This is a genomic window from Streptomyces sp. NPDC047028 (genome assembly GCF_040644095.1).
GTDB lineage: Bacteria > Actinomycetota > Actinomycetes > Streptomycetales > Streptomycetaceae > Streptomyces.
This window is the reverse complement of the sequence record NZ_JBEYVS010000069.1, coordinates 1-26,110: the sequence shown is the minus strand read 5'-3', so window position 1 is coordinate 26,110 and position 26,110 is coordinate 1. Positions and strand designations below refer to the sequence as shown.

20 protein-coding genes are annotated in these 26,110 nt (G+C 72.2%); 8 read left to right on the top strand and 12 right to left on the bottom strand.

Going from position 1 to position 26,110, the window contains the following annotated elements:
- Positions 1-42 precede the first annotated feature (42 nt).
- A complete protein-coding gene (locus tag ABZ854_RS34845; RefSeq protein WP_361219386.1) occupies positions 43-1,608 on the bottom strand; it encodes an FMN-binding glutamate synthase family protein in 1,566 nt (521 codons plus the stop codon).
- 391 nt (positions 1,609-1,999) lie between these two features.
- Positions 2,000-2,398 (bottom strand): MarR family transcriptional regulator, encoded by a 399-nt coding sequence (locus tag ABZ854_RS34840; protein WP_361219391.1) that lies wholly within the window; start codon positions 2,396-2,398, stop codon positions 2,000-2,002.
- A gap of 2 nt (positions 2,399-2,400) precedes the next feature.
- Between ABZ854_RS34840 and ABZ854_RS34835 the strand changes: the two genes are divergently transcribed.
- The gene (locus ABZ854_RS34835) at positions 2,401-3,093 is read left to right on the top strand and encodes an inositol monophosphatase family protein (RefSeq protein WP_361219388.1); all 693 of its coding nucleotides are present in this window, start codon (positions 2,401-2,403) and stop codon (positions 3,091-3,093) included.
- Between the two features lie 110 nt (positions 3,094-3,203).
- On the opposite strand, the gene ABZ854_RS34830 is transcribed toward ABZ854_RS34835, so the two are convergent.
- From ABZ854_RS34830 to ABZ854_RS34800, 7 genes are all read right to left on the bottom strand, one after another.
- Positions 3,204-4,028 carry an endo alpha-1,4 polygalactosaminidase gene (locus ABZ854_RS34830; RefSeq protein ID WP_361219383.1) on the bottom strand — a complete coding sequence of 275 codons (825 nt, stop codon included), beginning with the start codon at positions 4,026-4,028 and terminating at the stop codon, positions 3,204-3,206.
- Between the two features lie 272 nt (positions 4,029-4,300).
- Positions 4,301-5,188, bottom strand: coding sequence for a sugar isomerase (locus ABZ854_RS34825; protein WP_361219380.1), 888 nt, complete (start codon positions 5,186-5,188; stop codon positions 4,301-4,303).
- Between the two features lie 55 nt (positions 5,189-5,243).
- On the bottom strand, positions 5,244-6,554 hold the full coding sequence (locus ABZ854_RS34820) for an alpha-glucosidase/alpha-galactosidase (protein WP_361219377.1): 1,311 nt from the start codon (positions 6,552-6,554) through the stop codon (positions 5,244-5,246).
- Positions 6,551-7,510 carry a sugar kinase gene (locus tag ABZ854_RS34815; protein ID WP_361219375.1) on the bottom strand — a complete coding sequence of 320 codons (960 nt, stop codon included), beginning with the start codon at positions 7,508-7,510 and terminating at the stop codon, positions 6,551-6,553. Before ABZ854_RS34815 ends, ABZ854_RS34820 begins: the two co-directional genes overlap by 4 nt.
- Positions 7,511-7,569: 59 nt before the next feature.
- On the bottom strand, positions 7,570-8,469 hold the full coding sequence (locus tag ABZ854_RS34810; RefSeq protein WP_361219372.1) for a carbohydrate ABC transporter permease: 900 nt from the start codon (positions 8,467-8,469) through the stop codon (positions 7,570-7,572).
- Positions 8,466-9,410 (bottom strand): sugar ABC transporter permease, encoded by a 945-nt coding sequence (locus ABZ854_RS34805; protein ID WP_361219369.1) that lies wholly within the window; start codon positions 9,408-9,410, stop codon positions 8,466-8,468. Before ABZ854_RS34805 ends, ABZ854_RS34810 begins: the two co-directional genes overlap by 4 nt.
- A gap of 2 nt (positions 9,411-9,412) precedes the next feature.
- Complete coding sequence (locus ABZ854_RS34800; protein WP_361219366.1) at positions 9,413-10,747, bottom strand: ABC transporter substrate-binding protein; 1,335 nt, start codon at positions 10,745-10,747, stop codon at positions 9,413-9,415.
- A 637-nt stretch (positions 10,748-11,384) separates the two neighbouring features.
- Here ABZ854_RS34800 and ABZ854_RS34795 point away from each other — a divergent pair.
- Positions 11,385-12,188, top strand: a complete 804-nt coding sequence (locus ABZ854_RS34795; protein WP_361219364.1) for a DeoR/GlpR family DNA-binding transcription regulator — start codon at positions 11,385-11,387, stop codon at positions 12,186-12,188.
- A gap of 91 nt (positions 12,189-12,279) precedes the next feature.
- Here ABZ854_RS34795 and ABZ854_RS34790 read toward each other — a convergent pair whose 3' ends face one another.
- On the bottom strand, positions 12,280-13,119 hold the full coding sequence (locus ABZ854_RS34790) for a DeoR/GlpR family DNA-binding transcription regulator (protein ID WP_361219361.1): 840 nt from the start codon (positions 13,117-13,119) through the stop codon (positions 12,280-12,282).
- Between the two features lie 359 nt (positions 13,120-13,478).
- Here ABZ854_RS34790 and ABZ854_RS34785 point away from each other — a divergent pair, with 359 nt between their 5' ends.
- The 3 genes from ABZ854_RS34785 (at position 13,479) to ABZ854_RS34775 (ending at position 17,725) form a co-directional block, all read left to right on the top strand.
- A complete protein-coding gene (locus ABZ854_RS34785; protein ID WP_361219358.1) occupies positions 13,479-14,390 on the top strand; it encodes a helix-turn-helix transcriptional regulator in 912 nt (303 codons plus the stop codon).
- A 770-nt stretch (positions 14,391-15,160) separates the two neighbouring features.
- On the top strand, positions 15,161-16,630 hold the full coding sequence (locus ABZ854_RS34780; RefSeq protein ID WP_361219355.1) for a cellulose binding domain-containing protein: 1,470 nt from the start codon (positions 15,161-15,163) through the stop codon (positions 16,628-16,630).
- Between the two features lie 60 nt (positions 16,631-16,690).
- Complete coding sequence (locus tag ABZ854_RS34775) at positions 16,691-17,725, top strand: hypothetical protein (protein ID WP_361219352.1); 1,035 nt, start codon at positions 16,691-16,693, stop codon at positions 17,723-17,725.
- Positions 17,726-17,831: 106 nt separating this feature from the next.
- Here the strand turns inward: ABZ854_RS34775 and ABZ854_RS34770 are convergent, their stop codons facing one another.
- Positions 17,832-20,729, bottom strand: coding sequence for an AAA family ATPase (locus ABZ854_RS34770; RefSeq protein ID WP_361219349.1), 2,898 nt, complete (start codon positions 20,727-20,729; stop codon positions 17,832-17,834).
- A gap of 747 nt (positions 20,730-21,476) precedes the next feature.
- Here ABZ854_RS34770 and ABZ854_RS34765 point away from each other — a divergent pair.
- The gene (locus ABZ854_RS34765; protein WP_361219346.1) at positions 21,477-22,106 is read left to right on the top strand and encodes a response regulator transcription factor; all 630 of its coding nucleotides are present in this window, start codon (positions 21,477-21,479) and stop codon (positions 22,104-22,106) included.
- A 258-nt stretch (positions 22,107-22,364) separates the two neighbouring features.
- Positions 22,365-25,094 (top strand): AAA family ATPase, encoded by a 2,730-nt coding sequence (locus tag ABZ854_RS34760; protein ID WP_361219343.1) that lies wholly within the window; start codon positions 22,365-22,367, stop codon positions 25,092-25,094.
- A 14-nt stretch (positions 25,095-25,108) separates the two neighbouring features.
- Here ABZ854_RS34760 and ABZ854_RS34755 read toward each other — a convergent pair whose 3' ends face one another.
- Positions 25,109-25,924, bottom strand: coding sequence for an MHYT domain-containing protein (locus ABZ854_RS34755; protein WP_361219341.1), 816 nt, complete (start codon positions 25,922-25,924; stop codon positions 25,109-25,111).
- Between ABZ854_RS34755 and ABZ854_RS34750 the strand changes: the two genes are divergently transcribed.
- On the top strand, positions 25,893-26,110 hold a 218-nt coding region (locus ABZ854_RS34750; RefSeq protein WP_361219339.1), incomplete at its 3' end, for a hypothetical protein. The two genes, ABZ854_RS34755 and ABZ854_RS34750, sit on opposite strands and share 32 nt — an antisense overlap.

The window sequence follows — 26,110 nt, the reverse complement described above, 5'->3', positions numbered from 1 at the left end:
CCGTCCGCGTGCGGGACCCGTGCGCTGCTGAGGGAGGGGCGGTCAGACGGCCGGCCAGACCGACGGCTCGCGCGCGGTGATCGGCCCCGCGGCGAGCAGGGAGCTGATCTCACCGGCGAGTTCCGGGCCGAGTTCGCCCCAGCCGTCCTTGTAGCCGTAGACGGCGGCCAGGGTGCGGGCCTCGTAGTCGCCGTTCATGATCTCGATGTCGTCGGCCGTGATGAGCGCCGGGTGGGCGACGCCGACGGCCGACGACAGCCTGACCAGCTCCTTGCGCAGGGCGCGCAGGTAGACGGCGGCGCGGGCGGACTTCGACGCCGGGTCGACGCCGCGGGCCAGCCAGGCGTTCTGGGTGGCGATGCCGGTCGGGCATTTGTCGGTGTGGCACTTCTGCGCCTGGATGCAGCCGATCGACAGCATCGCCTCACGGGCCACATTGATCATGTCGACGCCGAGGGCGAAGGCGACCGCGGCGTTCTCGGGCAGACCGAGCTTGCCGGAGCCGATGAAGGTCAGGTCGTCGGTCAGACCCCGCTCGGCGAAGGTGCCGTAGACCCGGGAGAAGCCCATCCGGAACGGCAGCGACACGGAGTCCGCGAACGTCAGCGGGGCCGCGCCGGTGCCGCCCTCGCCGCCGTCGACGGTCACGAAGTCGACTCCGCGGTCGCCCCGCGCCATCAGCGTGGCAAGTTCCTGCCAGAAGTCCGTCTCGCCGACCGCGCTCTTGACGCCGACCGGCAACCCGGTCTCGGTGGCGATCAGTTCGACGAAGTCGAGCATGGAGTCGACGTCGCTGAACGCGGTGTGCCGCGACGGGGAGGCGCAGTCCTTGCCGACCGGGATGCCCCGGATCTCGGCGATCTCCGGAGTCACCTTCGCGCCCGGCAGCATTCCGCCCAGCCCGGGCTTGGCGCCCTGGGAGAGCTTGATCTCGATCGCCTTGACCGGGGCGCCGGCGACCACGTCCTTGAGCTTGTCCAGGTTGAAGCTGCCGTCCTCGTTGCGGCAGCCGAAGTACGCCGTGCCGATCTGCAGGACGAGGTCGCCGCCGTTGCGGTGGTACGGCGAGAGGCCGCCCTCGCCGGTGTTGTGCATTGCGCCGGCCAGCGCCGCGCCCTTGTTGAGCGCCGTGATCGCGGCTCCGGACAGCGAACCGAAGCTCATCGCCGAGATGTTGACGACGCTCGCGGGCCGGAACGCCTTGGCCCGCCCGCGCGGCCCGCCCAGCACCTTCGCGGAGGGCAGCGGCGCCTGCGGGTCGTGCGCGCTCCGCACCTCGGACAGCGCCTTGGCGAACGTGCGCTGCTTCAGATACGCGTGCCCCTGCATGTGCTCGACGTCGTTGTCCGTGCCGAACCCGAAGTAGTTGTTCTCCTCCTTCGCCGACGCGTAGATCCAGGTGCGCTGGTCGCGGCTGAAGGGGCGCTCCTCGTCGTTGGAGGTCACGATGTACTGCCGCAGTTCCGGCCCGATCGTCTCCAGCAGGTACCGCGCGTGCCCGACCAGGGGGAAGTTCCGGAGCAGCGCGTGTTTCTTCTGGACGAGATCGCGGGCGGCCACCAGCGCCAATGCCGTAGCGGTGGCCGCACCTATGCTCCGGGCGCGCATGTACGTTCCTCTCGTAGAAGCCGTCGAAGAATGCGGAACGATAGTAGGAGGCCGGGCGGACAGGCGGGCGCCTGGGGTCGGATGCGTCCCCTCCGTGTCAGACGCGCGTTGCATCGTCCCGATATGGAGATGACGCTGCAGTGCTGATCGAGTGGCCTGCCCTCCGGAGACCGGTGAGCCAATGGGGCGAGGCTCTGGGGTTCGTCAATGCCGGACGGGCACGCACCTGGCCGAAGAAGCGGCTGCACCTCGATCTGTAAGCGCGCAGACCCGGACGTGCGGCCGCGCACACCCCGGCCCTCCACATCTGGTCCGACGGCCGCCGCGCAGGTCCGGTTTACCGGACACGGGCAGGCCGGGGATCTGTACTCCGGGACAGCGCCTTGGGGTATCAGGCGAACGGCCCCTCGACGGTGAAGCGGCGCAACTGGCGGGCGAACGCCTCGACCTCCTCGGGTGTCCACGAGGCGACGCTGCGCACGATGTGCCCGGCCAGGCGCTCGCGCAGTTCACCCACCACCCGTTCTCCCTGCTCGGTGAGGACCAGGAGCGAGGCGCGCCGGTCGACGGGGTCCGGCTCCCGGCGGATCAGACCGGCAGCCTCCAGCCGGGACGCGCGCCGGGTGACACCGGAACGGTCCAGCCCGACGTCGGGCGCCAGTTCGGCGGCGCTGCAGGGTCCCGTCCGGGCCAGCGCGCTGAGGACGGGATACGTCACCTCGTCCAACGCCTCGCCCATGCCCTCCGTCAGGCGTCCATGCAGCTTCGTACGCGTCGAGCGCCGGAGCAGGAATCGACAAGGGCGGCGGGGACTTCGCCACTGCGGCCGATGTGGAGGCGGAGGGGAGGATCCTTGAGGTCATTCGTGCCGCGCGGCCCGATGACGCGGTGCTCGGTGAGGAGGGTGGGCGGCAGGGCGGCGCCAACCTGGGGCGCCAGTGGCTGGTGGATCCCCTGTGCGGCACCCTGAACTACGCCGTCGGCAACATGCTGGTGGCCGTCAACGTCGCGCTGCGCGACGGGGCCGCGGCCGTGGCCGACCCGTTCGGCGGCGAGGTCTTCTTCACCGACGGGGTGGGGGCCTGGGGGCGGCAGGAGGGTGGGACTGAAGACATGGTGCTGGCGCCCACGGCCGACAGCCGGCTGGTGGACGTGAACCTGGACCCGCCGTTCCCCAGCGCGCCCGGGTTCCGGGCCGTGGAGCTGCTGGCCCGCGTCGACTTCGTCGAACGCTTCCGGCCACGGGTCGTGTCCACCACGCTGGCGCTGGCCTGGGTCGCGGCCGGCCGGCGCGCCGCGTACGTCACCGACGGCGGCGACCTCTCCGGCAGCGTGCACTTCGCCGCCGGTATCGCCCTGTGCCGGGCCGCCGGCTGCGTGGTCACCGGCCTGGACGGCGCCCCGCTCGGCGAGGACGGCCGCGGACTGGTGGCCGCGGCGGACGCCGAGACGCACGGGATGCTGATGTCGATGATCCGCGGCTGATCCGCGGCTGAAGACGAGACCCTGCACTCTCGCCGATGGGCAAAGCCGCCCGGCACGTACGCCGGGCGGCCCTCTCCAGTGGGGCGTCGTCAGTCCCTTGCGGTCTGCCGTCAGCAGGTGTGGCGGACGTAGCCGCTGGTGCCCTGCGCTACGACGTCGCGGTCACGTTGCACGATGCTCACCTGGTCGCCGTACTGGCAGGCGGTCGCGAGCCCGTTGTCGGTGTACTCGATGAAGATGGCGTGGTCCCCGAACGAGGCGATGTAGTCGCCGCATTCGAGGGTGTCACCGCACTCCTCCGCGATGGCGAAGTCGAGGCCGTTCGCCGCGTGGCTCGGGGCCAGTTCGACGGTGTTCTTCTGACCGACCGCGAGGCCCTTGTCGTGCCCGTACGCCGAGAGGAGCCGGATGTAGGCCTGGGCCTGCGACTCCGTGATCTGGCCGTTGCTCCGGGTGTAGCTGTCGTAGTTGTCGAGTTCCAGGGCGTCGAAGCCCTTGGACGCGCAGGTGTCGATCTGGGTCTCGATCTGGGCGGCGACGGCCGTGCGCTTCGCGGCGGTGCTGATGTCCAGCAGCGCCTCCTGCCAGTCCTCATCGATGATCACGTTCCCCTCCTCGTCCTGGAGCAGCAGGTTGCTGTCCCAGTCCTCGGGGCCGCCCGGGTCGCCCACCTTCTGCGTCTGGAACGCGTTGACGTAGCAGATGTTGTACAGGCTGGGCGCCGGCGAGTCCTTCCAGTCGCGGCTGACGACCGTGACACCGGCCGGCGGCGTGTAGCCGCCGCCGATCTGGTAGTCGAAGCCGCCGTGGACGGGCGGCAGGGTGAACGTCGCGGCACTGGCGGATCCCTGTGCGGCGAGCGAGGTGGCGGCAGCGGCGAGGACCGCCATGGTGAGGGGGATCCAGGATCGGATCCTGCGGGGACGAAGACTCAACGGGGAGCTCCCTGGTGCGGGGACACGTCTCCGCCTCGGTGCTCTCGGGCGACCTGGCGACTTGGGCCGGACTTGCGACAACGACGGTCAGTTACCGGCTGAGCGTGTCTCTCGCGCGAAGTTCGGTCACTTCGGCGTGCCCAGGAGTAAACAGGTCGGATTCGGCCAAGTCAATGATTCTGGCTGGAAATTATGCTCGAATCTGCTTGGAACAAGGTATCCGAGAGCAACTATGTGCATGCAGGTGCCCGCAATCTGCTCGCTTCTGGCGGTCAGTCGGTGAAGTCGAGGATGACGGACCGGGTGAGGTGCTCGGGCCGGTCCGGGTCGCGGCCCGCCAGCTCGGCCAGGCGTACGGCCACCCGCTGGGCGAGGACCAGTTCCGCGAGCGGGTCCAGCCTGGGCTCGCGCAGCATCGCGCCCGTCGCCCGGACCTGCGCGGCCAGGGCCGGCTCCACGGGGCTCAGGCTCCACACGGCACGCCCCTCACGGGCCACCGCGATGGGACCGTGCCGGTACTCCATCGCCGAGTACGACTCCGTCCAGTGCCCCGCCGCCTCCCGGACCTTGAGCGCGGCCTCGTTGGCGAGACCCGCCGTCCAGCCGGAGCCGAGGAAGGTGATCTGCCCGGCGGCCGTCATGGCGCCGGGAAGGGGCTGGGCGACGGCCGTGCGCACGTCCGCCAGGGCCTGCTCCACCGGCAGCCCGAGATGCGCGCGCAGGAGGATGAGCAGCGCGGTCGGGAACCGGGTCTGCACCACCGAACGCTCGTCGGCGTGGCTGAGGACCACCGCGTGGTCGGCGAGCGCGGTGGCGGGCGAGCCGGCGAGCCCGGTGACGACCGTGACAGCGGACGCGGCTGGACGGGTGCCGAGCGCGGTGAGCACCTCCGTGGTGGTGCCGGAACGGGTCAGAGCCAGCACGCGGTCGTAGCCGCGTCCGAGCCGGCAGTCGGAGGCCGGGTACACGTCGGTGACGCCGTGACCGGCCTCCTCGCGCAGCGCCGCGTACGCCTGGCCCGCGAACAGCGACGTGCCGCAGCCGATGACGGCGACCCGCTCGCCCCGTTGCGGAAGTGCCTCGGCATGGCGGGGGAGAGCGTCGAGGGTGCGTTGCCAGATGACCGGCTGGGAGGCGATCTCTTGCGAGGTGTGGGACATGAGTGATCCTGGGGGTGAGGTGAGTGAGGAAGGAAGCCCGTCGGCCACGGGGACGTCAGGCGGCCAGCGTGGTGCGCAGGGAAGGCTGGAGAAGGGCGGAGTGGGCGCGGACCATGTCGTCGCACAGGTCCCAGATTTGCTCGACGGGCAGGGCCGCCGCCGTGGCGGGGTCGACCATCGCGGCGTGCCGGATGTGCCGGGGCTCGTCCTCCAGCGCGGCCCGGACCACCAGGTCGTTCACGCCGAGGTAGGCGCGGTTGAGCGCGGCGAGCTGTGCGGGCAGCCGGCCGGCCCGGGTGGGCCGGATCCCCGCGCCGTCCACCAGGCAGGGCACCTCGACCGTGCCGCCGTCGGGCAGGTTCTCGATGAGACCCCGGTTGGGCACGTTGCCGTAGACGGTGCGGGGCCGGCCGGTGACGATGCTGTGGATGATCTGCGGCGCGTACTCCATGGTGCCCTCGACGGGCAGTTCGCCGCCGGTGGCCAGGGCGTCCCGGGTCTTCTCGTACGCGGCGAGGTTCTCGTCGACGATGCCGAGGTAGGCGCCGACCGGCAGGCGCAGCCGCTCGATCTCCGCCGGACGGCCCAGGTACCAGGGGACGTACTCGGAGGAGTGCTCGCTCGTCTCCGTCGGGTAGTAGCCGAGCCGCCGGTACATGTCGACGCGGGCCCGCCGGCGCAGTTGCGGATCGGCGTCGATCAGCGCGTCGAGCCGCTCGTAGAGGTTCTCGCCGTCGTGCTCGAAGCGCAGGACCCACGCCTGGTGGTTCACGCCCGCCGCGGTGTAGACGACCTCGTCGAAGGGGGCGCCGACCAGCCGGCACAGGTCGTGCAGCGTCCAGTGGACCGAGTGGCACAGCCCGACGACCCGCTGGAGGCCGGTCGCCCCGATGAGGTACTGGACGTTCATGGCCATGGGGTTGGTGTAGTTGAGCAGCCAGGCCTCGGGGCACACGGCGCCGATGTCCTCGCCGAGCTGCCGCAGGAACGGGAAGGTCCGCAGGGCCCGGAAGATGCCTCCGATGCCGAGCGTGTCACCGATGGTCTGGGACAGCCCGTAGCGGGCCGGGACGTCGAAATCGGTGCGGGTGGCCTCGTTCATACCGATCTGGACGAGGTTCAGCACGAAGTCCGCGTCCGCGAGGGCCGTACGGCGGTCCGTGTGGGCGGATACCTCGGGCCGGGCTCCGCGCCGGCCGGCGATGTAGCGGGTGGCGGCCTCCGCCGTAGCCAGCCGTTCCGCGTCGATGTCGTGCAGGGCGATGCGCGCCTCCCTCAGTTCGGGAAAGGAGAAGAGGTCCGCGAGCAGGCCCTGGGTGAAGACGACGCTGCCCGCGCCGACGAGGACAACCTTGGGGGCGGTCATGAGGGGAGAGCTCCTGTGATCGGGGAAGGGGTGTGGACCTGGGCCCAGGTGGGCTGCGCGGCGGTGCCACCAGGCCTGCGGGTGGAGAGGGCGCCGCACACTCCGGCGACGGCGAGCGCCTCCCGGGGCGTACGGCCGTGCAGCCGGGCGGCGATGAAACCCGCGTCGAAACTGTCGCCGGCGCCGACGGTGTCCACCGGTTCGACCGGGAACGCGGGCGTCCGGGCCGTCGTCGCGCCGTCGTCGTACAGGGCGCCGGCCGCTCCGTCCTTGATGGCCACGGCCGGTCCCAGCCTGGTCAAGTGCCGGGCGACGATGTCCAGTTCGGCATCCTCCACGGCCCCGGCCAGCCGCCGGGCCTCCTGGGCGTTCGGCAGCAGCAGGTCGGTCTCCCGCAGCACCTCGGCCACCTCGGGAGACATCCAGCCGCCCGCCGGGTCGTCGTTGGTGTCGAGGGAGGTGGTGGCGCCTGCGGCACGCGCCCGGTGGAACAGTCCGCCCAGATCGCGGGCGAGCGCGGGCATGAGGAAGAACGAGGCCGAGTGGACGTGCCGGGCGCCGGTGAGCAGTCGCTCGGGCACATCGGCTCCGGACACGGCGCCGAGCGAGCCCTGAGCCGTGACGATGGCGCGGCCGGCGCCCCGGGTGAGGCTGACGGTGAGCGGCGTGGAGAGGCCGCGGTCCAGGCGCAACGCGCCGACGTCGACGCCGCGTTCGGCGAGCCGGTCGCGGACGTAGCGGCCCGCGTCGTCGTCGCCGACCCGGCCGGCGAAGACGACGCTCAGCCCGAGCCGGGCCGCGCCGCATGCGGTGATGGCGGCGGAGCCGCCCAGGGTCAGGACGCCGTCGTCGACCAGTTGTTCCCGCTGGCCGAAGCCGAGCGGGGCACGCAGCGGGCCGAGGATGAGGTCGGGGTTGGCGTCGCCGATGACCAGGAGGTCGATGGTGCGCGGCATGTGGTGTCCAGAGTGTGAAGGGAAGGGAGGGGAGGAGGCGCGTCCGCGCGACACATGCGTCAGCCTTTGAGCCCGGTGGAGGTGACGGACCGGATGAAGGTCTTCTGCGCGGCGAGGAAGGCCATTAGCACGGGCAGGACGGTGATGACGTTGCCCGCCATGACGGCCGCCCACTGGATGTGGTGTTGCCCCTGAAAGGTCGTCAGGCCGAGCGGCAGGGTGTAGACGGACTCGCTGTTGATGGCGATCAGGGGCCAGGACAGGTCGTTCCAGGTGGTGAGGAACGTGAGGACGGCCACGGTGCTCAGGGCGGGCCGGGACAGCGGCAGGACGATCCGGAAGACGATGCGCAGCCGGCCGCAGCCGTCGATCCACGCGGCCTCCTCCAGCTCCCGGGGCAGGGAGAGGAAGAACTGCCGCAGCAGGAACACCGAGAACGGTGTCACCAGCGAGGGCAGGATCAGCGCGCCGAGGCTGTCGATGAGGCCGAGCTGCTTCATGACGAGGAAGGTCGGGATCATGGTGAGCTGGAACGGGATCACCATGGTGCCCAGCATCAGTGCCAGCAGGAGCCGCGAACCGGCGAACCGCATCCGGGCGAACGCGTAACCGCCGAGCGTGCCGAACAGCAGGTTGGCGACGACGGCCACGGCGGACACGATCAGGGAGTTCGCGAACCACTGCGGGAACATCGCGTTCTCCATCACGTACCGGTAACCACCCAGGTCGATGCCGGAGGGCCACAGGGCCGGCGGGAACCGGTTGATCTCCGCGTTGGTCATGACCGAGCTGAGCATCAGCCACAGCAGCGGGGCCGCGAAGAGCAGGGCGAGCGGGGCCAGCAGCAGGTGCCAGGGGCTGAAGGGGAGCAGGCGCCTGCGGGCCGCCCGAGTTGCGGCGGTGGGCGCGGTGGCGGAGGACCGTCCGGAGGCCGGCCGCCGGTCGTGGGTGAGGGTCATGCCGCGGCTCCTCTCGTCCGGCGGGACCGCAGCCGCCGTACCACCGCGGGGAGGGCCCCGACCAGCAGGAGCGCCAGTACGAGGACGTAGGCGGCCGCCGCGCCGTAGCCGGCGGTGAAGTTCTTGAAGGCCTGTTCCCACACGAAGTAGACGATCAGCGTGGTCGAACCGAGGGGGCCGCCCTTGGTGGTGACGTAGACCAGGTCGAACACCTGGAGGGCGTTGATGGTCTGCCAGAGAATCAGGAAGGCGCTGACCGGGCCGATGGCGGGCAGCGTGACATGGCGCAGAATGTGCCGCCCGGAGGCGCCGTCGAGCGCGGCCGCCTCGATCAGCTCCCGCGGCACGTCCTGGAGGGCGGCGAGGTAGATGACGACGCAGAAACCCGTGCCGCTCCATACAGAGATGGCCACCAGCACCAGCAGCGCCTGGCCGGGGTCGGAGAGGAAGCCCTGGCTGCTGACGCCTATCCGGGCGAGCAGGGAGTTCGCGGCGCCGAACTCGGGGTCCAGGATGAAGGAGAAGAGGACTCCCTGCGAGGTGGCGGAGACGACGAACGGCACGAACATCAGCGTGCGGTAGATCCCGGTGAAGCGGATGCGGCGGTTGAGCGCGAGGGCCAGCGCCAGTCCGAGGAGGATGCTGAGCGGGACGTAGAGCACCGTGTAGAGGGCGGTGTTGCGGACCGCCTGGGCGAACTCCGGGTCCTGGCTGAGCGCGCGGTAGTTGGCGAGACCCACCCAACGGCTGGGCGAGAGCAGGTCGTTCGACTGGAACGACAGCAGGAACGACCAGACGACGGGCATGATGCTCAGGCCCAGGATGACGAGGGTGGCGGGGGTGACGAACGCCCACGCCGTCGCCGATTCACGGGACGTGCGGGACCGGCGGCGCCGGGCCGCGGCGTGCGGGTCGAGGGTGAGGGGAACGGGCCGGCACACGGTCAGTCCTTCGTCGCCGCGAGGGCGGAGTCGGCCTCGGCGAGGCAGGCGCGCAGGGCGGCCTTCGGGCTGCTGCGCTCCAGCAGCACGGCGGTGATCGCGGTGCCGACGGCCTTGGAGACCCGCGGGTACGCCGGGTTCACGGGGCGTACCCGTGCGGTGGCCAGGGCGCTGGTGAAGACGGGCAGTCCGGGCAGCTCGGCCGCGTGCTTCCGCCACGGTGCCAGGTCCTCCGCGGAGCGGCTGAGGGGCAGGCTGCCCGCCTGGACGTCCCAGATGACGTCCTGCGCGGGCTGCATGAGCCACGACACGAGGGTGCGGGCCGCCTTGAGCCGGGCCGCGCCGTTGTCGAAGACCGCCCAGGTGTCCGGGCCGGAGATGGTGACGGGCTTCCCGGTGTAGCTGGGCAGCGGCACGACCTGGTAGTCGATGCCGGCCTGGCGGATGTCCGGCAGCTGCCAGGGGCCGGTCGCCACCATGCCCAGCCGGCCTCCGGCGAAGACCTGGTACATCTGCTCGCTGCCCGGCTTCGGATCGACGTAGCAGCTCTTGTCCTTCACCAGGGACTGGATGGTCCCCAGTGCCCGCAGGCCGGGCTCCCCGGAGAAGCCGGCGCGGCGCCCGTCCGGGGCGATCACGTCACCGCCCAGGTCCCAGATCATGGGCCAGATGCGCCACACGGTGTCCTCGTCGCCGGCGCCGGGCCATCCCGTTCCGAACACGTTGCGTTTCGGGTCGGTGAGTGCGCGGGCCGTGTCGACGAAGTCGTCCCAGGTCCAGCCGGCCTTCGGCAGGGGCACGCGCGCGTCGCGGAAGACCTTCTTGTTGCAGACGACGGCGAGGGAGTCCAGCAGCGCGGGGGTGGCGCGGACCTTCCCCTTCACCGTGACGGCGTCGCGTGCGGCCGGCCAGTAGTTCTTCCACGGTGTACGTCCCGTGCCGACGAGGTGTGTCTGGTCCGCGAGCCGGGGGCTGCGGGCCAGGCTGGCCAGGTCGGAGCCGAAGATGTAGGCGATGTCGGGGACGGACCCGGAGGCGAGGCCGGCCGTCACCTTCTGCAGCATGGCGTCGGCGAGGACACCGCCGCCGAGATCGACGCTGATGGTGGGATGTTCCTTCTCGAACTTCGCCACCAGGTCCTTGACGGCGGCCAGTCCGGTGTCCGTCTGACCGTGCCACATGGAGATCCGTACCTTGCCGCCGGAGGAGCCGTCGTCCTGCGAACCGCACGCGGTGAGCGCGGGGCCGGCCAGCGCCGCTACGGCGACCGCCCCACCGCCGGCCAGCACGCGCCGGCGGGTGGGGTCCGTGTCCTGACGGGGCGGGGGCGGGGCCATGGGTACCTCCATGCGGTCGGGCGGAGATGTCGCCGGAATCCGGCGTCGGGGGGCGGGTGCGGGGGGTGCGGGGAGGGGGGTGAGGCAGCGAGCTGGGGCAACGGGTGGGGAGGGTGCAGGCGACGGTGTGGGCCTGTCCGGCGGGCCGTCGGCGCCGGGAGGTGCCGTGGACCGGTGCATGGACGGCGTCGCGTGGCGTGGCGTGGAGCGGCGTGGCGGGGGAGCGAAGCCGGTGTGGGCGTCAGCGCGCCTGTGGGTACGGGGCTCGCCGGGACGTCTTCGGCTCACCGGGTCCGGACGCGGCGCGGGTGACGACGGGCGTGCGGTGCCCGGTCCTCTGAGGAAGCTTCATGGATGAGCTCCGTGCTGCGGGGGCACGTCCCCGCCTCGGCCGCCCCCTGGGGGCGCCCTGGCGACTCGGGCCGGACTCGCTCTCGTGGCCTACCGGCTGGGCGTACCTCTGGCACGAGGCCCTGAGGCCCCGGCTTGGGAAGGAGTAAACAGGCCACGTTCAGTCACGTCAAGCGATTGGAAATGAGCAATCTCTGTTCATTCCGATCAGCATCACGCACCATGTGAGACTCCGCGGGGCACCACCCGGTAAGGGCGGGCCGGCCGCGGCAGGAAGGGAACCTTCATGATGCCCACGGACGCGACAGCCGCGGTGAGACCCAGGACGAGGAGCGAGCGCCACCTGCGGATCCTCGAAGCCGTCGGTGAACGCGGCGCCGCCAACGTCTCGGACCTGTCGGCGTGGCTCCACGTGTCCCCGGCCACGGTGCGGCGGGACCTGCGGTTCCTCAGCGACCAGGGCCTGCTGCGGCGTACGCACGGGGGCGGGGTGGCGGTCGACACCGGCATCGAACTGTCCCTGCGGCGCAAGGCGGACAGCCTGCGGGCGCAGAAGCACGCGATCGCGCAGCACGCGGTCCGGCTGGTCCCCGAGGGCGCCGCCGTAGGACTCACCGGCGGCACGACCACGGCCGAGATCGCCCGGCTGCTCGCCGCCCGCGGGCCCGTCACCATCGTGACCAACGCGATCAACATCGCCGCCGAGATGGCACCTCAGCCCCAGGTCAGACTGTTCGTCACCGGTGGCCACGCCCGCAGCCAGAGCTACGAACTGGTCGGCCCCGGCGCGGAGCGCGCGCTCGTCGAGCATCACATGGACGTCGCCTTCCTCGGCGTCGACGGCGTGAGCGCGGCGCACGGCTGCACCACCCACGACCCGCTGGAGGCGGCCACCAACCGGGCCTTCGTGGAAGGGAGTTCGCGGACCGTCGTCGTCGCCGACCGCTCCAAGGTGGGCCGGGCGACACTCGCCCGCATCTGCCCGATCAACAGGGTGACCTGGCTGATCACGGACGAGGGCGCGGACCCGGAGGAGGTCGTGCGCATCGGCGGCAGCGGGGTGCGGGTGGACCGGGCGGACGGCTCCTGACCCATGGGCATCTGACCCACGGGGCCCGCCGCGCATCCGGACAGTACGGCGCGGGTCAGGCGGAGCGGTCACCCGGGCCGGGCCCCGCGGGTCAGGCGGAGCGGTCACGGCGGTCCGCCTGCGGCACGAACGCCAGGACCGTACGCACCCGGGTGTTCCGGAGGGACGCGATCATGTCCCTGTTCGCGCAGGAGTCCGTGACCACGGTGTGGACGGCACCGGGGTCGGCGAACTTCGCCTGACGCACCCGGCCCAGCTTCGAGCTGTCGGCCACGACGATCGCGTGCCTCGCCTGGTCGAGCATGATCCGGTCGATCTCCGCCCCGCTCTGACTGTGCCGGGTGAACCCCGCCCGGGGGCAGACGCCGTCGGCGCCGACGATCGCGAAGTCGAACCGGTGCGAGCGCAGCGCCGTCTCCGCGCCCTTGCCGACCAGGTCGTTCGACAGCGGACGCGCCGTACCGCCGGTGACCACGACCCTGACCACCTGCCGCGCCGTGAGGATCGCCGCCGTGTCGAGACTGTTCGTGACGACCGTCAGACCCGGCCGGCCGGCCAGGTTCCGGGCCACGCAGCCGACCGTGCTGCCCCCGTTCAGCGCCAGGGTGAGCGGGCGGTCGGGCAGCAGGGACGACAACAGGGCCCCGATGCGGAGTTTCGCCTCCGCGTTCTGCGACTGCCGTAGATTCAGGGGGAGTTCGGCGCTGCGGCGCACCGCGGCGATCTTCCCGTACGACCGCCGTATGTGGCCGCTCTGCTCCAGTGCCGCCAGGTCCCGGCGGATCGTGGCCCCCGAGACACCGAGGAGCGAGGGAAGGACGCGGACCGGCAGTTCTCCTTCTCGCGCCAGCACGTTGAGGATCCTCGTGATGCGGGCGTCGCGTGTGCGGACGTTCAGCGCTGCTCCGCCATGGAAACGAGAGGTAGTCACTGTCTTCGTCCCTTCTTCGCCTGGTCGGCGTGGAGAATCGCCGGCGAGGAGCCCTTGATCCGGGCCGGCCGCCTCCAGGATCACCCGCTCGTTCGTCCGGCGGACCAGGGAAGGTCCCTAGGGCGTCCTCCTCCCCCGAGAACGGCTCGGGTCGCGGAACGGCTGACGCACGAGCGGAACCGAGACGTCATTAGTCTTACGGTGCGAACGCGTTCCGAGTGATCTGCGTCCAACTCCCGTATGGATGAACGCGGTCGGCCCACTCGCGATGACAGTCGATCCGCCGGACCACGACCCGGCCGTGCCGCGCTCCGCCGTGCGGCCGTCTCTGAGCGAGACGAGGAAGGAGAACGTTCAGCATGCCCGTCCACTCGACACGACCGACGCCGCGCCGCGGCACTGTCCGGACCGCCCACCGGGAAACGGACGTGGATGCGGCCGAGCGGTGGATCACCTCGCTGCGGGCCGACCGGATCGCCGCCGGACCCGAGACCGCCCAGGTGACGGCGCCGGACGAGCCATGGCGCGACGATCACGGGCCCCGCAGCCCCGATCACGTGATCTGCTTCGCCACCTTCGGCACCACCCACGCGACCGTTGGTGGGGAGCGCGTGGTGCTGGGAGCGGGCAGCGTGCTGTGGGCACGCCCCGGAATCTCCCTGAGGCTGTGGACGAGGGGGGAGGGGGACTGCGTCGTCCAACGCCTGCGCCTTGCCCACGACCCCTCCGTGGACGTCTTCGCGGAGCCGTTCCTCCTCGCCGAAGGCATCTGGGAGGCGGAGAGTCTGCTGCCGGCGCTGGCGCACGAGCTGTCGGACACGCCGCTCGGAGGGCTGCGGGACGAGCGGGTACGGGGCCTGCTCGTGATCCTGTTCACCTCGGTGCTGCGTGCGGCGAACTCCGGTGACGTTCCGGGCGGGTTGAGCCGGCCGGCGCGGCGGCTGATCGTCGAGCTGGCCGACGGGCGCATCCACGAACGGCTGCGTGCCGCCGACCTCGCCGAGGCGGTCGGCCTCACTCCGGACTACTTCACCCGCGTCTTCCGCAGGACCTTCGGCATGCCGCCCCGCGAATGGCTGATGCACCGGCGCGTGCGGCACGGCGTCTGGGCCCTGGACACCTCCGACCGGTCGGTCACCCAGATCGCCCAGACGCTCGGCTATCCCGACGCGTTCCTGTTCAGCCGCCAGTTCAAGCTCATCATGGGGATGTCCCCGCAGACCTACCGCAGGAGGAGGCAGCCGCTCACCGGCGCGCGCTTACGGGAATGAGCCCGCCCGGTGCCGTCGGACAGTCGTCAGTGCTCCGCGGGCGCCCCACGAGTCCGGCTCTTCAGCCGGGCGATGCGGATGGCGCGGGGCTCCAGGCGCTTGCGGGGGCCGGCGGTCCAGGTGAAGAACCGCACAGGCACGCGGGACCGTGAGGCTCTGACGCACACCTTCTCCAACTGAGCTAGAAGACATACGGCGAGGGGCCACAGTCTGCCGAGCTGTTCGCGCGAGGTCGGCGCCCCGGCGGGGGTGCGGGCCCCTCCGGCCCTCGACACGGTAAGCGCGGTCAGGCGTCTGTCCAGCTCCGACGCCTCCTGGACCCGTGCGTTCGCCGGCCGTCTCGCCGCACCGACTCACACCGCCTGAGTGCCAGTCTCGGCCAGAGCGGTGCGCCGTCGTCAGGAACATGCGGGCAGCCTTGTGGGCAATCCGCCCGCGGTTCCCCCGCCCGGGCCGCACAAGAGAGCACGCCTCGCCGCCCGTTCGGGTCCGACGGCGGAGGCGGCCGGCTCCGGCGGGCCGGGCGACCCGGCACGCGGCCCGGCGGCGCCCGTCCTCCCCGCCAAGGAGCGGCGGGAAATCGTCGAGCTGGGGCAGAGCCGCACGACGCTGCCCGAAAGGGCAGGGCGAAAAAACTTCTCCAGCGCAATATCGCGGCAGCCGAGACAATCATGAGGGGTTCCCGAAGCCGCGGGAGACAGGCGACAGGAAGAGGGGCCGTCACCGCGAGCCCCGGTTCAACGGTCGATAAGCCCGAGGAATGTTGTCCAGTGATTCAAAGGATCTCGCCCGCTCAGCAGCCCCGCCGGTCCCTCCTGGGCGCCGAACAGTCGTCGGCGGGTTTCGACCGGCTGCTCGACGACCACAGTGCCGACGTCGCGCTGGCCTACACCGCACAGTGCATCACCGACGACCGCGCCGCCCGCAGACTGGTCGCCACCCTGACCGGCCCCCCGCGCGTGCAGGAGCCGCGCGGCACCGACGGCCTGCCCGTCGTCCCGCACCTGCTGCTCCACATCAGGGTGACGGCAGAAGCATGGCGTCGCCGGCCCGCGCGGGCCGTGCTGCTCAACCCCGCCTTCGTGGACTGGCTCGACACCGTAGCCGCACACCCGGCCGCCCCGCACCTGGCCTTCCGCAGCCTGCGCGACATGAGCCTGTTCGACGCGGAACTGCTCTGGTGGAGTCAGGTGGAGGCACTGCCGGTCCCCCCGCTCGCAACGGCGCTGGGCTGGGACCCCGGGCACACGGCACAGGTCGTCCACCAGGCGGTCATCGCCTACGTGGAACGCTGCCGGGCCAACCACCTGGGCAACGCCCGGCGCCAGCCTCGCTGCCGTTCCTACGCCGCCCTGCTGGAAGCGGCCGTACGGCGCGACACCGGCGAACGGCCGGCGGAACTCCAGGAGCACCTGGCCGGCTGCGCCGACTGCACGGAACTGTACGAGTGCCTCGACGCGGCCCGCCACGGCCGGCTGGGCGAGGTGATCGCCGAGGCGGTGCTGGGCTGGGGCGGAGCCGCCTACGCCGCCGCCCGGCGGCGCGCACCGCACCCCGTCACGGCCCCGGCGGGTCCGCGCGCGGCGCGGCGGCGGCGATCGCGGCCTCCCCTCCTCGTCGTGACGACCGTCGTCGTCGCGGTGGCCGCGACCGCCGTGGCCGTCAGCCGCGCCTACCCGGGCGAACGGGTCACGGCGGGCGCGGGCCCCACGGCCCCGCCGCTCGTGTCGCCGCCCCTGGGAGACCTCCCCGGTCCACCGCCGGTGACCTCCGGGCCGACGGCGCACGACACGGCGCGAGTCCCGCCGCCCGGCAAGTCCCCGGCCGCACAGCCGCCGTCCAGCGGGACGCCGGCCGCCGACGGCGGCACCCGCGGCCGGCACACGGACGCCGGCGGGGGACCCTCCGCGCAGACCGCCCCGGCACCGTGCACCAGCCACCTCACGGTGGACGACGACTGGGGCGACGGCGCCAAGGTGTACGTGAACGTGACGACACGGGCCGCCGTGTCCGGGTGGCGGCTCGACTTCGACATCGCGCCGGGAACCACCATCAGGAACATCTGGAACGGGCACAGCACCACCGACGGCCGGCACGTCACCGTGACACCCGCGGACTACAACCGCTCACTCGACGCGGGCGGTTCACTGGACGTCGGCTTCGTCTACGACGGCTCCACCGCGGCCCGTGACTGGATCACCGGCGTCACCCTCGACGGAGGAAACTGTGCGCCCTCGTGACCCAGCGCCCCGCCGACGTGCCCTGCCACCCTCCCCACGACCGCCGCAGGCCGGACTCACATGCGTCGCATACCGTTCCGTCACCGCCGTGCCCAGAGCGACCTGGACCTGCTCAGGACCGTCCGAGAGGGCCGGCCCCGCATGTTCCTGCACCTCTGGCTGCGCCATCACGCGGCCGTCTTGGCGTACGCCGCGACGTGCGCGTCCTCGGCCGGGGAAGCCGGCGAACTGACCGATTTCGCCTTCCGGGAACTGTTCCGCGGCGCCGTCGCGGTGGACGCCGCCGGTGGTGAGCGGCACGAGGGATGTGTCCGCATCCAGCTGCTGGGACTGGTGCGGATGCGCGCCGTGCACGAGTTCGTGAGGGGATCGCGGCCCCCCTCGCCGTTCCAGGCGTGGATGCACTCGGGGTCGGTCTGGTCGATGCTGGACGACCGACGGCTCTGCGAGGCCTTCGACCTGCTCACCCCCACCGACCGGACCCTGCTGTGGCACTGGCTGGTGGAGCGGGACGGCGTCCGCGACATCGCCGCGGTGAGCGGTGTCGCGGCGAACAGCCTGCCCGCACGGCTGATGCTCGCCCACCACAACCTGCGCGAGACGCGGACGGACATCTACCGGGCGCGCAGCGAGTGCGGCGACTGCATGAGAGCCGCGGGCGGCATCGACAGACTCGTCCACGGCACGTGGACCCCGGCGGACTTCCAGGGCCTCAGCCTCTGCCGCGAGTGCCAGTACCTGTACGACGACGTCGTGAACCTGAACGACTGGCTGGTGTGGCACCTGCCGGCCCGGCTGCTGGGGTGGTGGCCCGGCGACCAGTACACCCGCAACAAGACAACCGCCGCACGCCGGAGCGGGGGCATGCCGCCCCGCCGCGCATCGCCGGTCCGCGGCGGCCGCGCGGCCCCCCGCCACGCGCGCCGACGCACACGACGCCCGGAACGCCGCCCGACGGCCGGCCCGGGCCCCCGCCACGCCCGCCGACGACGCGGCAGGTTACTGAACGGCAGGATGGCCCGAGCCCTGCGCGAGGCCACCGCGGGCCTCGTCCCGAGCAGGCCGGCCCGGCCGAGCGCGACAGACCCGAGGTGAGGCGCCCGCGCGCCGGGCGACCACAGCGCCCCGCCAGGGGCGCGGGGAACTGCGCGACCAGCCCTCACGCGCCCGCAGGCGGGGGCCGGGCCTGTCGAGGCTCGGGTCAGATGCCGCCCGCCTGGACTCGGCGGCGGAGTTCTCTGCGGTTGGGTACCGCCAGCTTCGCGAAGACACTTCGCAGGTGGTACTCGATCGTCTTCACACTGAGCCTCAGTTCCTCGCCTATCTCCCGGTTGGTGTGGCCGAGTCCTACCAGGCGTGCCACCTCGCGTTCGCGTTCGGTCAGCAGATCGTGCCCCGGGGTACCGAAGGGCGCCTGCCGCTGCGTCCGGCACTCGGCCAGGAAGGCCTGGGCGCCGAGCCGGGTGAAGACGGCCTCGGCCGCGTCGAAATGCCGGGCCGAGACGTCCGCCCGGCCCATGGCGGCAGACACCCGGCCGCACGAGGTCTCCAGCAGGCCCCGCAACAGCGGGACGTCCCGGCCGGGTTCGAGCGCGGCGATCGCCTCCTGGTACCTGCGCAGGGCCTCCTCGCCGTCCTCCGCGGCTTCCGCGAGCCGGCCGTGGAGCCAGGCGTCGGTGACGGCCAGGAGGAGGTTCGACGGATCGGACCCGGCGCCCGGCCCGCTCATGGCGGCGCGCGCGTGGTCGGCGAGGCCGCACACGATGAGCGACTCGGCCAGGAAGGGGAGCCAGCTCGTGGCGACGAACCGTACCCGTTCCGAATGCTGCGCGTAGTGGGCCAGGACCTGGAGGGCGGCCACCACACCGCGGTGGTCCCCCCGCGCCCGCGCGTTCAGGGCGCGCGCCATCGCCGTGTGGTACTGCGGGCCGGCGAAGTCCAGTCCCTGGGCGAGCTTCTCCGCCTGTGCCAGACACGCGTCGGCGGCCCGGCCGGCGCCCCGGCACGCCTCCAGGACGCAGCGCAGCGACCACAGCGCGGCCGCGTCGAAGGCGCGGCCCTGTTCGTCGTCGAGTGCCGCGTCGATCTCCCGCGCCGTCCGGTCCCAGTCGCCGCTCAGCAGGTGGCACATGGCGAGGTGGAGGGAGGCGCTGCTGCCGAGGAGGCGGGCGCCGCCGGGCCGGGCGCGCACGAGCGCCATGGTCAGATCGGTCGTCGCGGTCGCCAACTGCCCGTCCGCTAGCCGCAGGAGGCCCCGGACGGTCAGCACGGGCAGATCCTCGTCGCCGATCCGGTCCGCGTCCTCGGACAGGGCGTCCAGCAGCGCGAGACCGTCCCGCGGCCCCCCGCGCAGCGCGGCACCGTAGGCGGACAGCGCCCGGGCCGCCCGGTCCGTGCCCGGCGGTACGACGACGGCCGGGGTACCGCCGCACGGACCGGGGCGGGCGCACGACCGTGACGGAGGACCGGGCGTGGACCCGGTCGCGCCACCGTCCCCGCCCCCGTTCTCCTCCCCGTTCCCGTTCCCGTTCCCGTTCCCGTTCCCGGGCGCGCGGCGCAGCGCTTCCGTCGCGTGCTCGTGGGTCGCCTCGCCCTGGCCCAGGATGGCGTGCACCATGGCCAGTTCGGTGCTGACCACCGCGTGCTGCGCCGGATCGTGCGCACGCAGTGCATCCTGCGCACGTTGCAGGAGCGGCCGGGCCGAGGTGAGCCGGCCGGCGGCGAACTCGGTGAGCCCCAGCGCCTCGTCGCGCCACGCGCACGGGCGGCGGGTGGACACGGCGGTCGCGTGCTGGGCGATCTCGGCGTCGGCGCCGGCCCAGAACAGGATCCGGATCGCGCCGTAGAGCAGGTGGTCGGCGAGGTGGTCGTCGGCGCTCGTGAGCCGGGCCGCCGACACCAGCGTCCGCGCGGCGGTCAGCAGCCGCCCCTCGCCGAGTTCGTGGGCGACGAGTTCCAGGAGGTCCGCCGTCAGCGCAGGGTTTGCCGTCTCCGCCGCCGCCACCTTGTGTGTCAGACCCTGGCGCCAGTCGACGGCTTGGGCGGCCGCCAGGTGCAGGGCACGCCGGCGGGTCGAGGGCAGGGTGTCGTACAGGGCGTCACGGAGTACGGCGTGCCGGATCGCCACTGTGGGCACCGGGGACGAGGTGCGTACGACGAACTCCTCGTGGGCCAGCCCGTCCAGGAGGGAGGCGCAGTGGGAGACGCCGAGGACGCGGCCGAGCGTCGGCACGGATGCCGTCCCGCCCAGCACCGCGAGTGCTTCCAGTGCCTCGGTGTTCGCCCGGGGCAGGCCCCGCAGTTGACGCTGCACCACGGGCGCGGGCAGCCGGGCGGGCCACGGCTCCTGGACCGAGGACGTCAGGTCGTGGCTGGTGAGCAGGCTCTTGAGGTACTGCGGATGGCGGCCCGAGCGCAGCACGAGGTGCCGGGTGAGTGCGCTGTCGGCGGCCTTGCCGAGGACGGCGCCGACGAGGGCCGCCGCTTCGGCCTCGTCCAGCTCGGCCAGACTGAGGCGGGGCAGCAGATGCACGGCCCGCCGGGTCTCCTCGTCCCAGGTCCGCGTGCGCCGTGCCGCCAGCACGACGCAGAGCCGGCCGCTCGGGCGTGCGGCCTCCACCAGCGCGCGCACGCTGGGACCGTCCGCCCACTGGGCGTCGTCGAGGAACAGGAGGAGCGGGGTCGGTGAGGAGTCCAGGAACCGCCGCAGCGCCTGGGGCCCGGAGGCGAAGGAACCCCCTCCCGCCGTACCGGATCGTTCGCCCGTGCCGGAGCGTTCCTGGGGGGCGGGCCGGCCCTGGGGCGGGATGCGCGGCAGGCGCAGCAGGCGGGACAGGGAGTCGAAGGCGACCGGGGCCTCGGAGGGGGGCGCGGCGCCGGTCAGGACCGTGAATCCCGGCAGCTCGGCTAGAAAGCGTCGTACCAGAGCAGTCTTTCCGATGCCGGGTGCTCCCTGGACCAATACGACCGAGGCCGTACCCGCACGGGCGCGGTCAGCGGCGGTGCGCAGTTCCCGCAATTCGTTCCGGCGGCCCGTGAAAGCGTCCGCGGGGCCGCAGTCGTCACGGCCGGGCGGATTCGGATTCTTTGGTGGTCTCATGCGTGCGTCGCCGTGTTGTCCTTTCACCCGCGGCTCAGGTGCTCGTCCTGACCACGAGTACGCGTTACTGCTGATGGTCTGCCGGTGGGACGGTGGCGCGCCGGATTTCGACGGGACAAGCTATGTACGCACTGCGTCGTGCGCGGGAGCGTCTTTTCGCGCACGAAACCCGGGCGGCAGGATGGCCCACGGGACGGCGGGGCAACCGTCCGGAGCGTCAGCTTATGCCACGACGGGCGGTTGAAGACCCTAGTTCGGGACTAGGGAAAATCACCGATGTGCTCCGGCGGTGTCGTTGGCATTGTTGCCCCGGTACGGCCCTGCCTGGAGCAGATGACGGCGAGACCCTCGGCCCCTGTCCCCCTCGGGCCCCGGTCCGCCGCTGGGGCCGCGCGCCGGTCCCCCACAGGGAATGTGGGTGGACCGGCGTCGGCGTTGTCTCCGCGGCAGCCGCCTCCGGAGCAGCGGGGCGGGAATTCTCCGGCCGGCGGCGGGGTGGAGTCCCCTATTTTCTAGCCGCACTTGCGCGGCCTTTTCAACTATTTCCTCGAACGGTGTCCACAAGGGCAGCCGAGCGTTTTTTCGTGCGCTTCCCTCTTCCGTACGGATCACCGGTTCAGTGCAACTGGTGAACGCCTGGAGCCATGGCCCGCACAGGTCGGATCGGAGAGGCTGAACGGGCAAACAAGTGGCCTGCCCATCGGGGAAAGGGCGGCCCGTGAATGTACCGAAGGGGTGCCCGGAAAAATGGTGTCGGACCGGATTTTCCTCTACGTGAAGGCCGCGGATCCCATATCCGCGGCGGGTATCTCCGCGGCCCTCAGCTGCCGTGCCGAGGTCTGGATCGCGAACGAGCAGCAGGTCACGCCGCAGACCGTCGGGCTCATCGTCACGGAGACCATGGACGAGGAGGCGGCGGAACTGCTGCGCAGGGTGCGCGGCAAGGGCGTACGGAACGTGGTCGCCGTCGTCTCGGAAATGGACGACTCCGCGCTGATGGCCGCCGTCGAGTCGGGCGTGGGCGGGGTGGTGCGGCGGCGGGAGGCCACCGCCGACCGGCTGGTGCAGGTCATCACCTCCGTGCACCGCGGCGCCGGTGTCGTGCCTCCCGATCTCCTCGGCCGGCTGCTGAAGAGAGTGTCCCAGGTGCAGGAGCAGGTGCTCGCGCCACGCGGCCTGCGGGTGACGGGACTGACCGAACGGGAGGAGGGCGTCCTGAAACTCGTGGCCGCGGGCCTCGACACCCGCGAGATCGCCCGGCGCCTGGCCTACTCGGAGCGGACGGTGAAGAACGTCCTCCACGACGTCACACACCGCTTCCAACTCCGCAACCGCTCCCACGCCGTGGCCTACGCAATCCGAGAGGGCCTGATCTAACGTGCCCCGCAAGGGGCGCGGGGAGCCGCGCGACCAGCCACCACGCGCCCGCAGCCAAAACCAACGCGACCGGGCCACCGCCCTCGGCGTCCGGCCACCGAGCCGGGGTCGGCGGGCGCACCCCGCGTCTCCCCTCTCGACGCGCCGCGCGACGTGCGCCGTGTCGTCCCCGGGCGGAGCCTGAAGGTGCGAGGGTGCGGCCCCAGGGGCCGGCGGACGCGGCCCCGGGCGACGCCCACGCGGCGAGAGGCATCGACCATGAGCACAGGGCACACCGCGATCGGACGAACCGAACAGCTTCGCCGGATGGCGGAACTCGCCGAGCGGTCCGCCCAAGGGGACCGCCAGATCCTCTTCCTCTGCGGACCCCTCGGCATCGGCAAGACCACGCTCGTCGAGGCGACGGCGGCGGAACTGACCCGGTTCCGGCAGGCGCACGTCGCCGGCACGCCCGGCGAGCGCCACATCGAGTTCGCCGCGGCCAACCGGCTCCTGCAGATCCTGCGGGCCGAGGGCTGGAACGGCGGCCTGCGGATCGAGGCGGACAGCACCGTGCTCAGCGCCGGCGGCGCACTGATCGCGGCGGTCGACGACTTCAAGGCCGACCACCCCCTGCTCCTCGTGCTGGAGGACGCCCACCACCTGGACACCGCCTCGCTGCAGGCCCTCGGATTCATGCTGCTGCGCATGCCCAAGGACCGGCTGCTCGCCGTGGTGACCACCGAGCAGGCCCACGAGACCCGCCGCCGGACGGGGTTCGTCGGAGACCGGCCCGGCACCACCCAGATCGACGTGGACGGCCTGACCAGGAGCGAGACCCGCGATTTCCTGATGGCCGCGAGCGCCGCCCCCGTCTCGGCCTCCCGGCTCTCGGTGGTCCACGGGTGGAGCGGCGGCAATCCGCTGTACCTGCGCGCGCTGACGGGGGCGGCCGGCACGGACGGACTCCTGCCGGAGAACCCGGCCCACGGGACCATACCGCCGTCACTGACGCAGATCGTCCGCGACTGGTCCTTGTCCTTCCCAACGGAGAGCACCCGGGCCCTGCGGGCACTGGCGGTCCTCGACGCCCCCGCCGACCTGCCCGTACTGCGGCACCTGACGGGCTCGTCGACCCTCCTCGACGACGTGGAACCGCTGATCACGGACGGCGCGGCGCAGTGGATCGGCACGGCCGGCGGCCACGGCCGGGTCGCGCTCGTGCACGCGGGACAGCGGGACGCCCTCTACACCGGCATCCCCCTCGCCGAACGCAAGCGGCTCCACCGGAGCGCCGCCGCCGTCCTCGACCCGCCGGAACGCTGGCGCCACCGGATCGCCGCCGCCGAGAGCTACGACCCCGAACTGGCCGGACAGCTCTGGGAGGCGGTGGCCGACGAACTGCGCCAGGGCGTCCCCTCGCGGGCCGCCGAGTACCTCCTCGGCATCGCCGGGGTGGATCCGGACCCGGCAGCCCGCACCGCGGCCCTGCTGCGGGCGGTACGCCTGCTCGTGCTCAGCGGCCACTACCAGCTCGCCCTGGCCCACGCCCCGCGGGTGACGGCCACCGAGGCCGGTCCCGAACGCAACGAGGTGCTCGGCCTGCTCGAAATCGCGCGCGGACACGACGCGGCGGCCGCCGAGTACCTGCACATGGCCCGGCGCGGCTACGGCGACGGCGAGAGCGCCGGCCGGGCCTGTGCCGAACTGGCCTCCGTGCAGAACTCCCTCGGGCTCGGCCGACAGGCCATCCAGTCCGCCCGCGACGCCATCGCGCACAGCTCGGACCCCACCGTCGTCGGTCAGGCACAGTCGGTGATCGCTTTCGCCACCGGGTTGCTGGGCGGCGCGGCCGAGGGCCTGCACACCCTGTCCCACCTGCGGGAGAACCCCAGCGACGTCTCCGTGTACGACCTCGGCTCACTGGCCTGCCGCGGCCTCTTCCGGGGGCAGACCGGGCAGCTGCTCGGCGCGCTGGCGGACCTCACCGTCGTATCCCGCCGCAGATCCCCCCATCTGGTCCGGCGCAACGACTTCGGCGCGGTCGTCCACGCGGTCGGCGGCCACATCGTGCTCGGGGCCTTCACCGAGGCCGCCCGCATGCTGTCCCTGGGGTTCGACGAGGCGCAGACGAAGGGCAGAGCGAACGACTTCGTCGTCCTGCACGGCATGAGCGCCGCGCTCGCGTCCCTGCAGGGACGGTGGGAGACGGCGCGGGAGGACCTGGCCGAGATGCGGGCCATCGCGGAGGCGTCCGACTTCGCCGGGCCGTACTTCCACCTGGCCCAGGCGAGTTCGATTCTCGGGCTCGCCCGGCAGGACTGGCGTGCCGTCGTCGACGCGCTGGCCGGAGTGATCGACGAACCGCCCCACCGGGACCGCTTCCGTGTCTACCGGCTCTGGTCCCTTCCGCAGCTGGGAGTGGCCCACGCCCGCAGCGGCGCCGCCGATGCCGCCGACGAGGTGGCCGACCTGCTGGAGCCGCTCGCGCCGTACGGGGCCTTCCCGGCGGTGTGCACCGCCTGGGTCCGGGGGAGTGCCGCCGCCGCGCGCGGCGACCGCCATGCCGCACTGCGCCACCTGCGCGGCGGACTGGCCGTGGGCTCCGACGGCGGTGAGCCGTCGCTGCACCGGGCCATGCTGCGCCGCGACTACGGCCGCGTCCTGATCGACCACGGGGACACGGCCGAGGCCGCGAGACAACTGACTCTGGCGTCAGCCAGGCTGCGCGAGATGGGAGCCGCCCCGCTGGAGGCGCAGTGCGCCGAGCTGATGAAGCGGACCGACGACAGGGTCGGCACGTCCAGGGCGCAGCGCTTCTGGGAGAACCTGACCGACCGGGAGCAGGACGTGTCCAAACTCGTCGGCCAGGGGTGGACCAACAAGGAGATCGCGCGGGAGCTGTACGTGACGACCAAGACCGTCGAGTACCACCTGCGCAACATCTACGGGAAGGCCGGCGTGGAGAACCGGCGCCAGGTGCGGGACCTGGTGCAGATGCTGGGCTGAACCCCCGCCGCGGGTCACCGGCGGGAGTCGGGCTGCCGCACGTCGAAGAGGGCGGGGGTGTCCGGCGTCGCGGCGGGAGCGCTCCCGGTGTCCGTCCGCTCGTCCCACTCGCCCTCCCCGAGGATGAGAAGCGGGTCCAGGACGATGAAGACCGTGGCGAGCAGGAGGAAGATGCCAGGGCCGATGAGCATCGACATCATCGACAGCGCGGGCTCGCCGGGCCCGGGCAGCAGGTTCTTGCGCACATGGACGCCGACGGAGGCCAGCGCCGTGTAGTGCATGCCGGCGATGGCCGCGGCCAGGAACAGGCCGGCGCCCAGCGAGGAGAGGAACCCGCGGATCGACACGGCCGACCACAGGGCGGCTGTCGCCGCCGCGACGGCGATGAGCACCGAGAGGACCACGAGGAGGGGCCGGTAGTACACCGTGCCGTTGACGTACATCGCGCCCACCCCGAGATAGGGGACGGCCGCGAGGCCCAGCCCGGTGACGGTGCCCGCGACGCCGAGCGACACCCGGCCGGCCCCGCGGTAGCCGACGATGAACAGGCCCACGGCGACGACGGCCACGGCGACCGCCAGGCTCAGGAGCACGCGGTCGGGGTCGAAGGTGATGACGGCTCCCGGCACCGAGAAGCCCATGAGGACGATGATGTGCATCATCCAGATCCCGCAGCCGGTCACCGCCGCCCCCAGCACCAGCCAGCCGGGTCTCCACCCCTCCCGGTGATGGACCGAGCGCACGACACAGCGCAGTCCCAGCGCGGATCCCACGAAGGCCGCGAGATACGCCGCCACCATGCTGACCGTCGCGTTGCTGATCTCGGGCATCAGTCCGTATGCCTTCCGTTGTTCGTCGAGGTGGCCGGCGCCCGTTTCCCCGGGCCGCCGGTCTTCGTTTCGGCGCCGCGGAACCCGGACACGTCCCGCTGCCCGCCTCGCCCAGCTCGGCCAGCTCCAGACCGCGATCAACGAGATCATCACCGCGTTGCAGGCCGACGCCACCGGCGCGATCCA

Coding starts and splice junctions, on each gene's coding strand:
- ABZ854_RS34755 (WP_361219341.1), bottom strand. CDS start 25,924: ATGCCCGAGATCAGCAACGCGACGGTCAGCATGGTGGCGGCGTATCTC.
- ABZ854_RS34760 (WP_361219343.1), top strand. CDS start 22,365: ATGAGCACAGGGCACACCGCGATCGGACGAACCGAACAGCTTCGCCGG.
- ABZ854_RS34795 (WP_361219364.1), top strand. CDS start 11,385: ATGATGCCCACGGACGCGACAGCCGCGGTGAGACCCAGGACGAGGAGC.
- ABZ854_RS34800 (WP_361219366.1), bottom strand. CDS start 10,747: ATGGCCCCGCCCCCGCCCCGTCAGGACACGGACCCCACCCGCCGGCGC.
- ABZ854_RS34775 (WP_361219352.1), top strand. CDS start 16,691: ATGCGTCGCATACCGTTCCGTCACCGCCGTGCCCAGAGCGACCTGGAC.
- ABZ854_RS34785 (WP_361219358.1), top strand. CDS start 13,479: ATGCCCGTCCACTCGACACGACCGACGCCGCGCCGCGGCACTGTCCGG.
- ABZ854_RS34825 (WP_361219380.1), bottom strand. CDS start 5,188: ATGTCCCACACCTCGCAAGAGATCGCCTCCCAGCCGGTCATCTGGCAA.
- ABZ854_RS34770 (WP_361219349.1), bottom strand. CDS start 20,729: ATGAGACCACCAAAGAATCCGAATCCGCCCGGCCGTGACGACTGCGGC.
- ABZ854_RS34815 (WP_361219375.1), bottom strand. CDS start 7,510: ATGCCGCGCACCATCGACCTCCTGGTCATCGGCGACGCCAACCCCGAC.
- ABZ854_RS34810 (WP_361219372.1), bottom strand. CDS start 8,469: ATGACCCTCACCCACGACCGGCGGCCGGCCTCCGGACGGTCCTCCGCC.
- ABZ854_RS34845 (WP_361219386.1), bottom strand. CDS start 1,608: ATGCGCGCCCGGAGCATAGGTGCGGCCACCGCTACGGCATTGGCGCTG.
- ABZ854_RS34820 (WP_361219377.1), bottom strand. CDS start 6,554: ATGACCGCCCCCAAGGTTGTCCTCGTCGGCGCGGGCAGCGTCGTCTTC.
- ABZ854_RS34765 (WP_361219346.1), top strand. CDS start 21,477: ATGGTGTCGGACCGGATTTTCCTCTACGTGAAGGCCGCGGATCCCATA.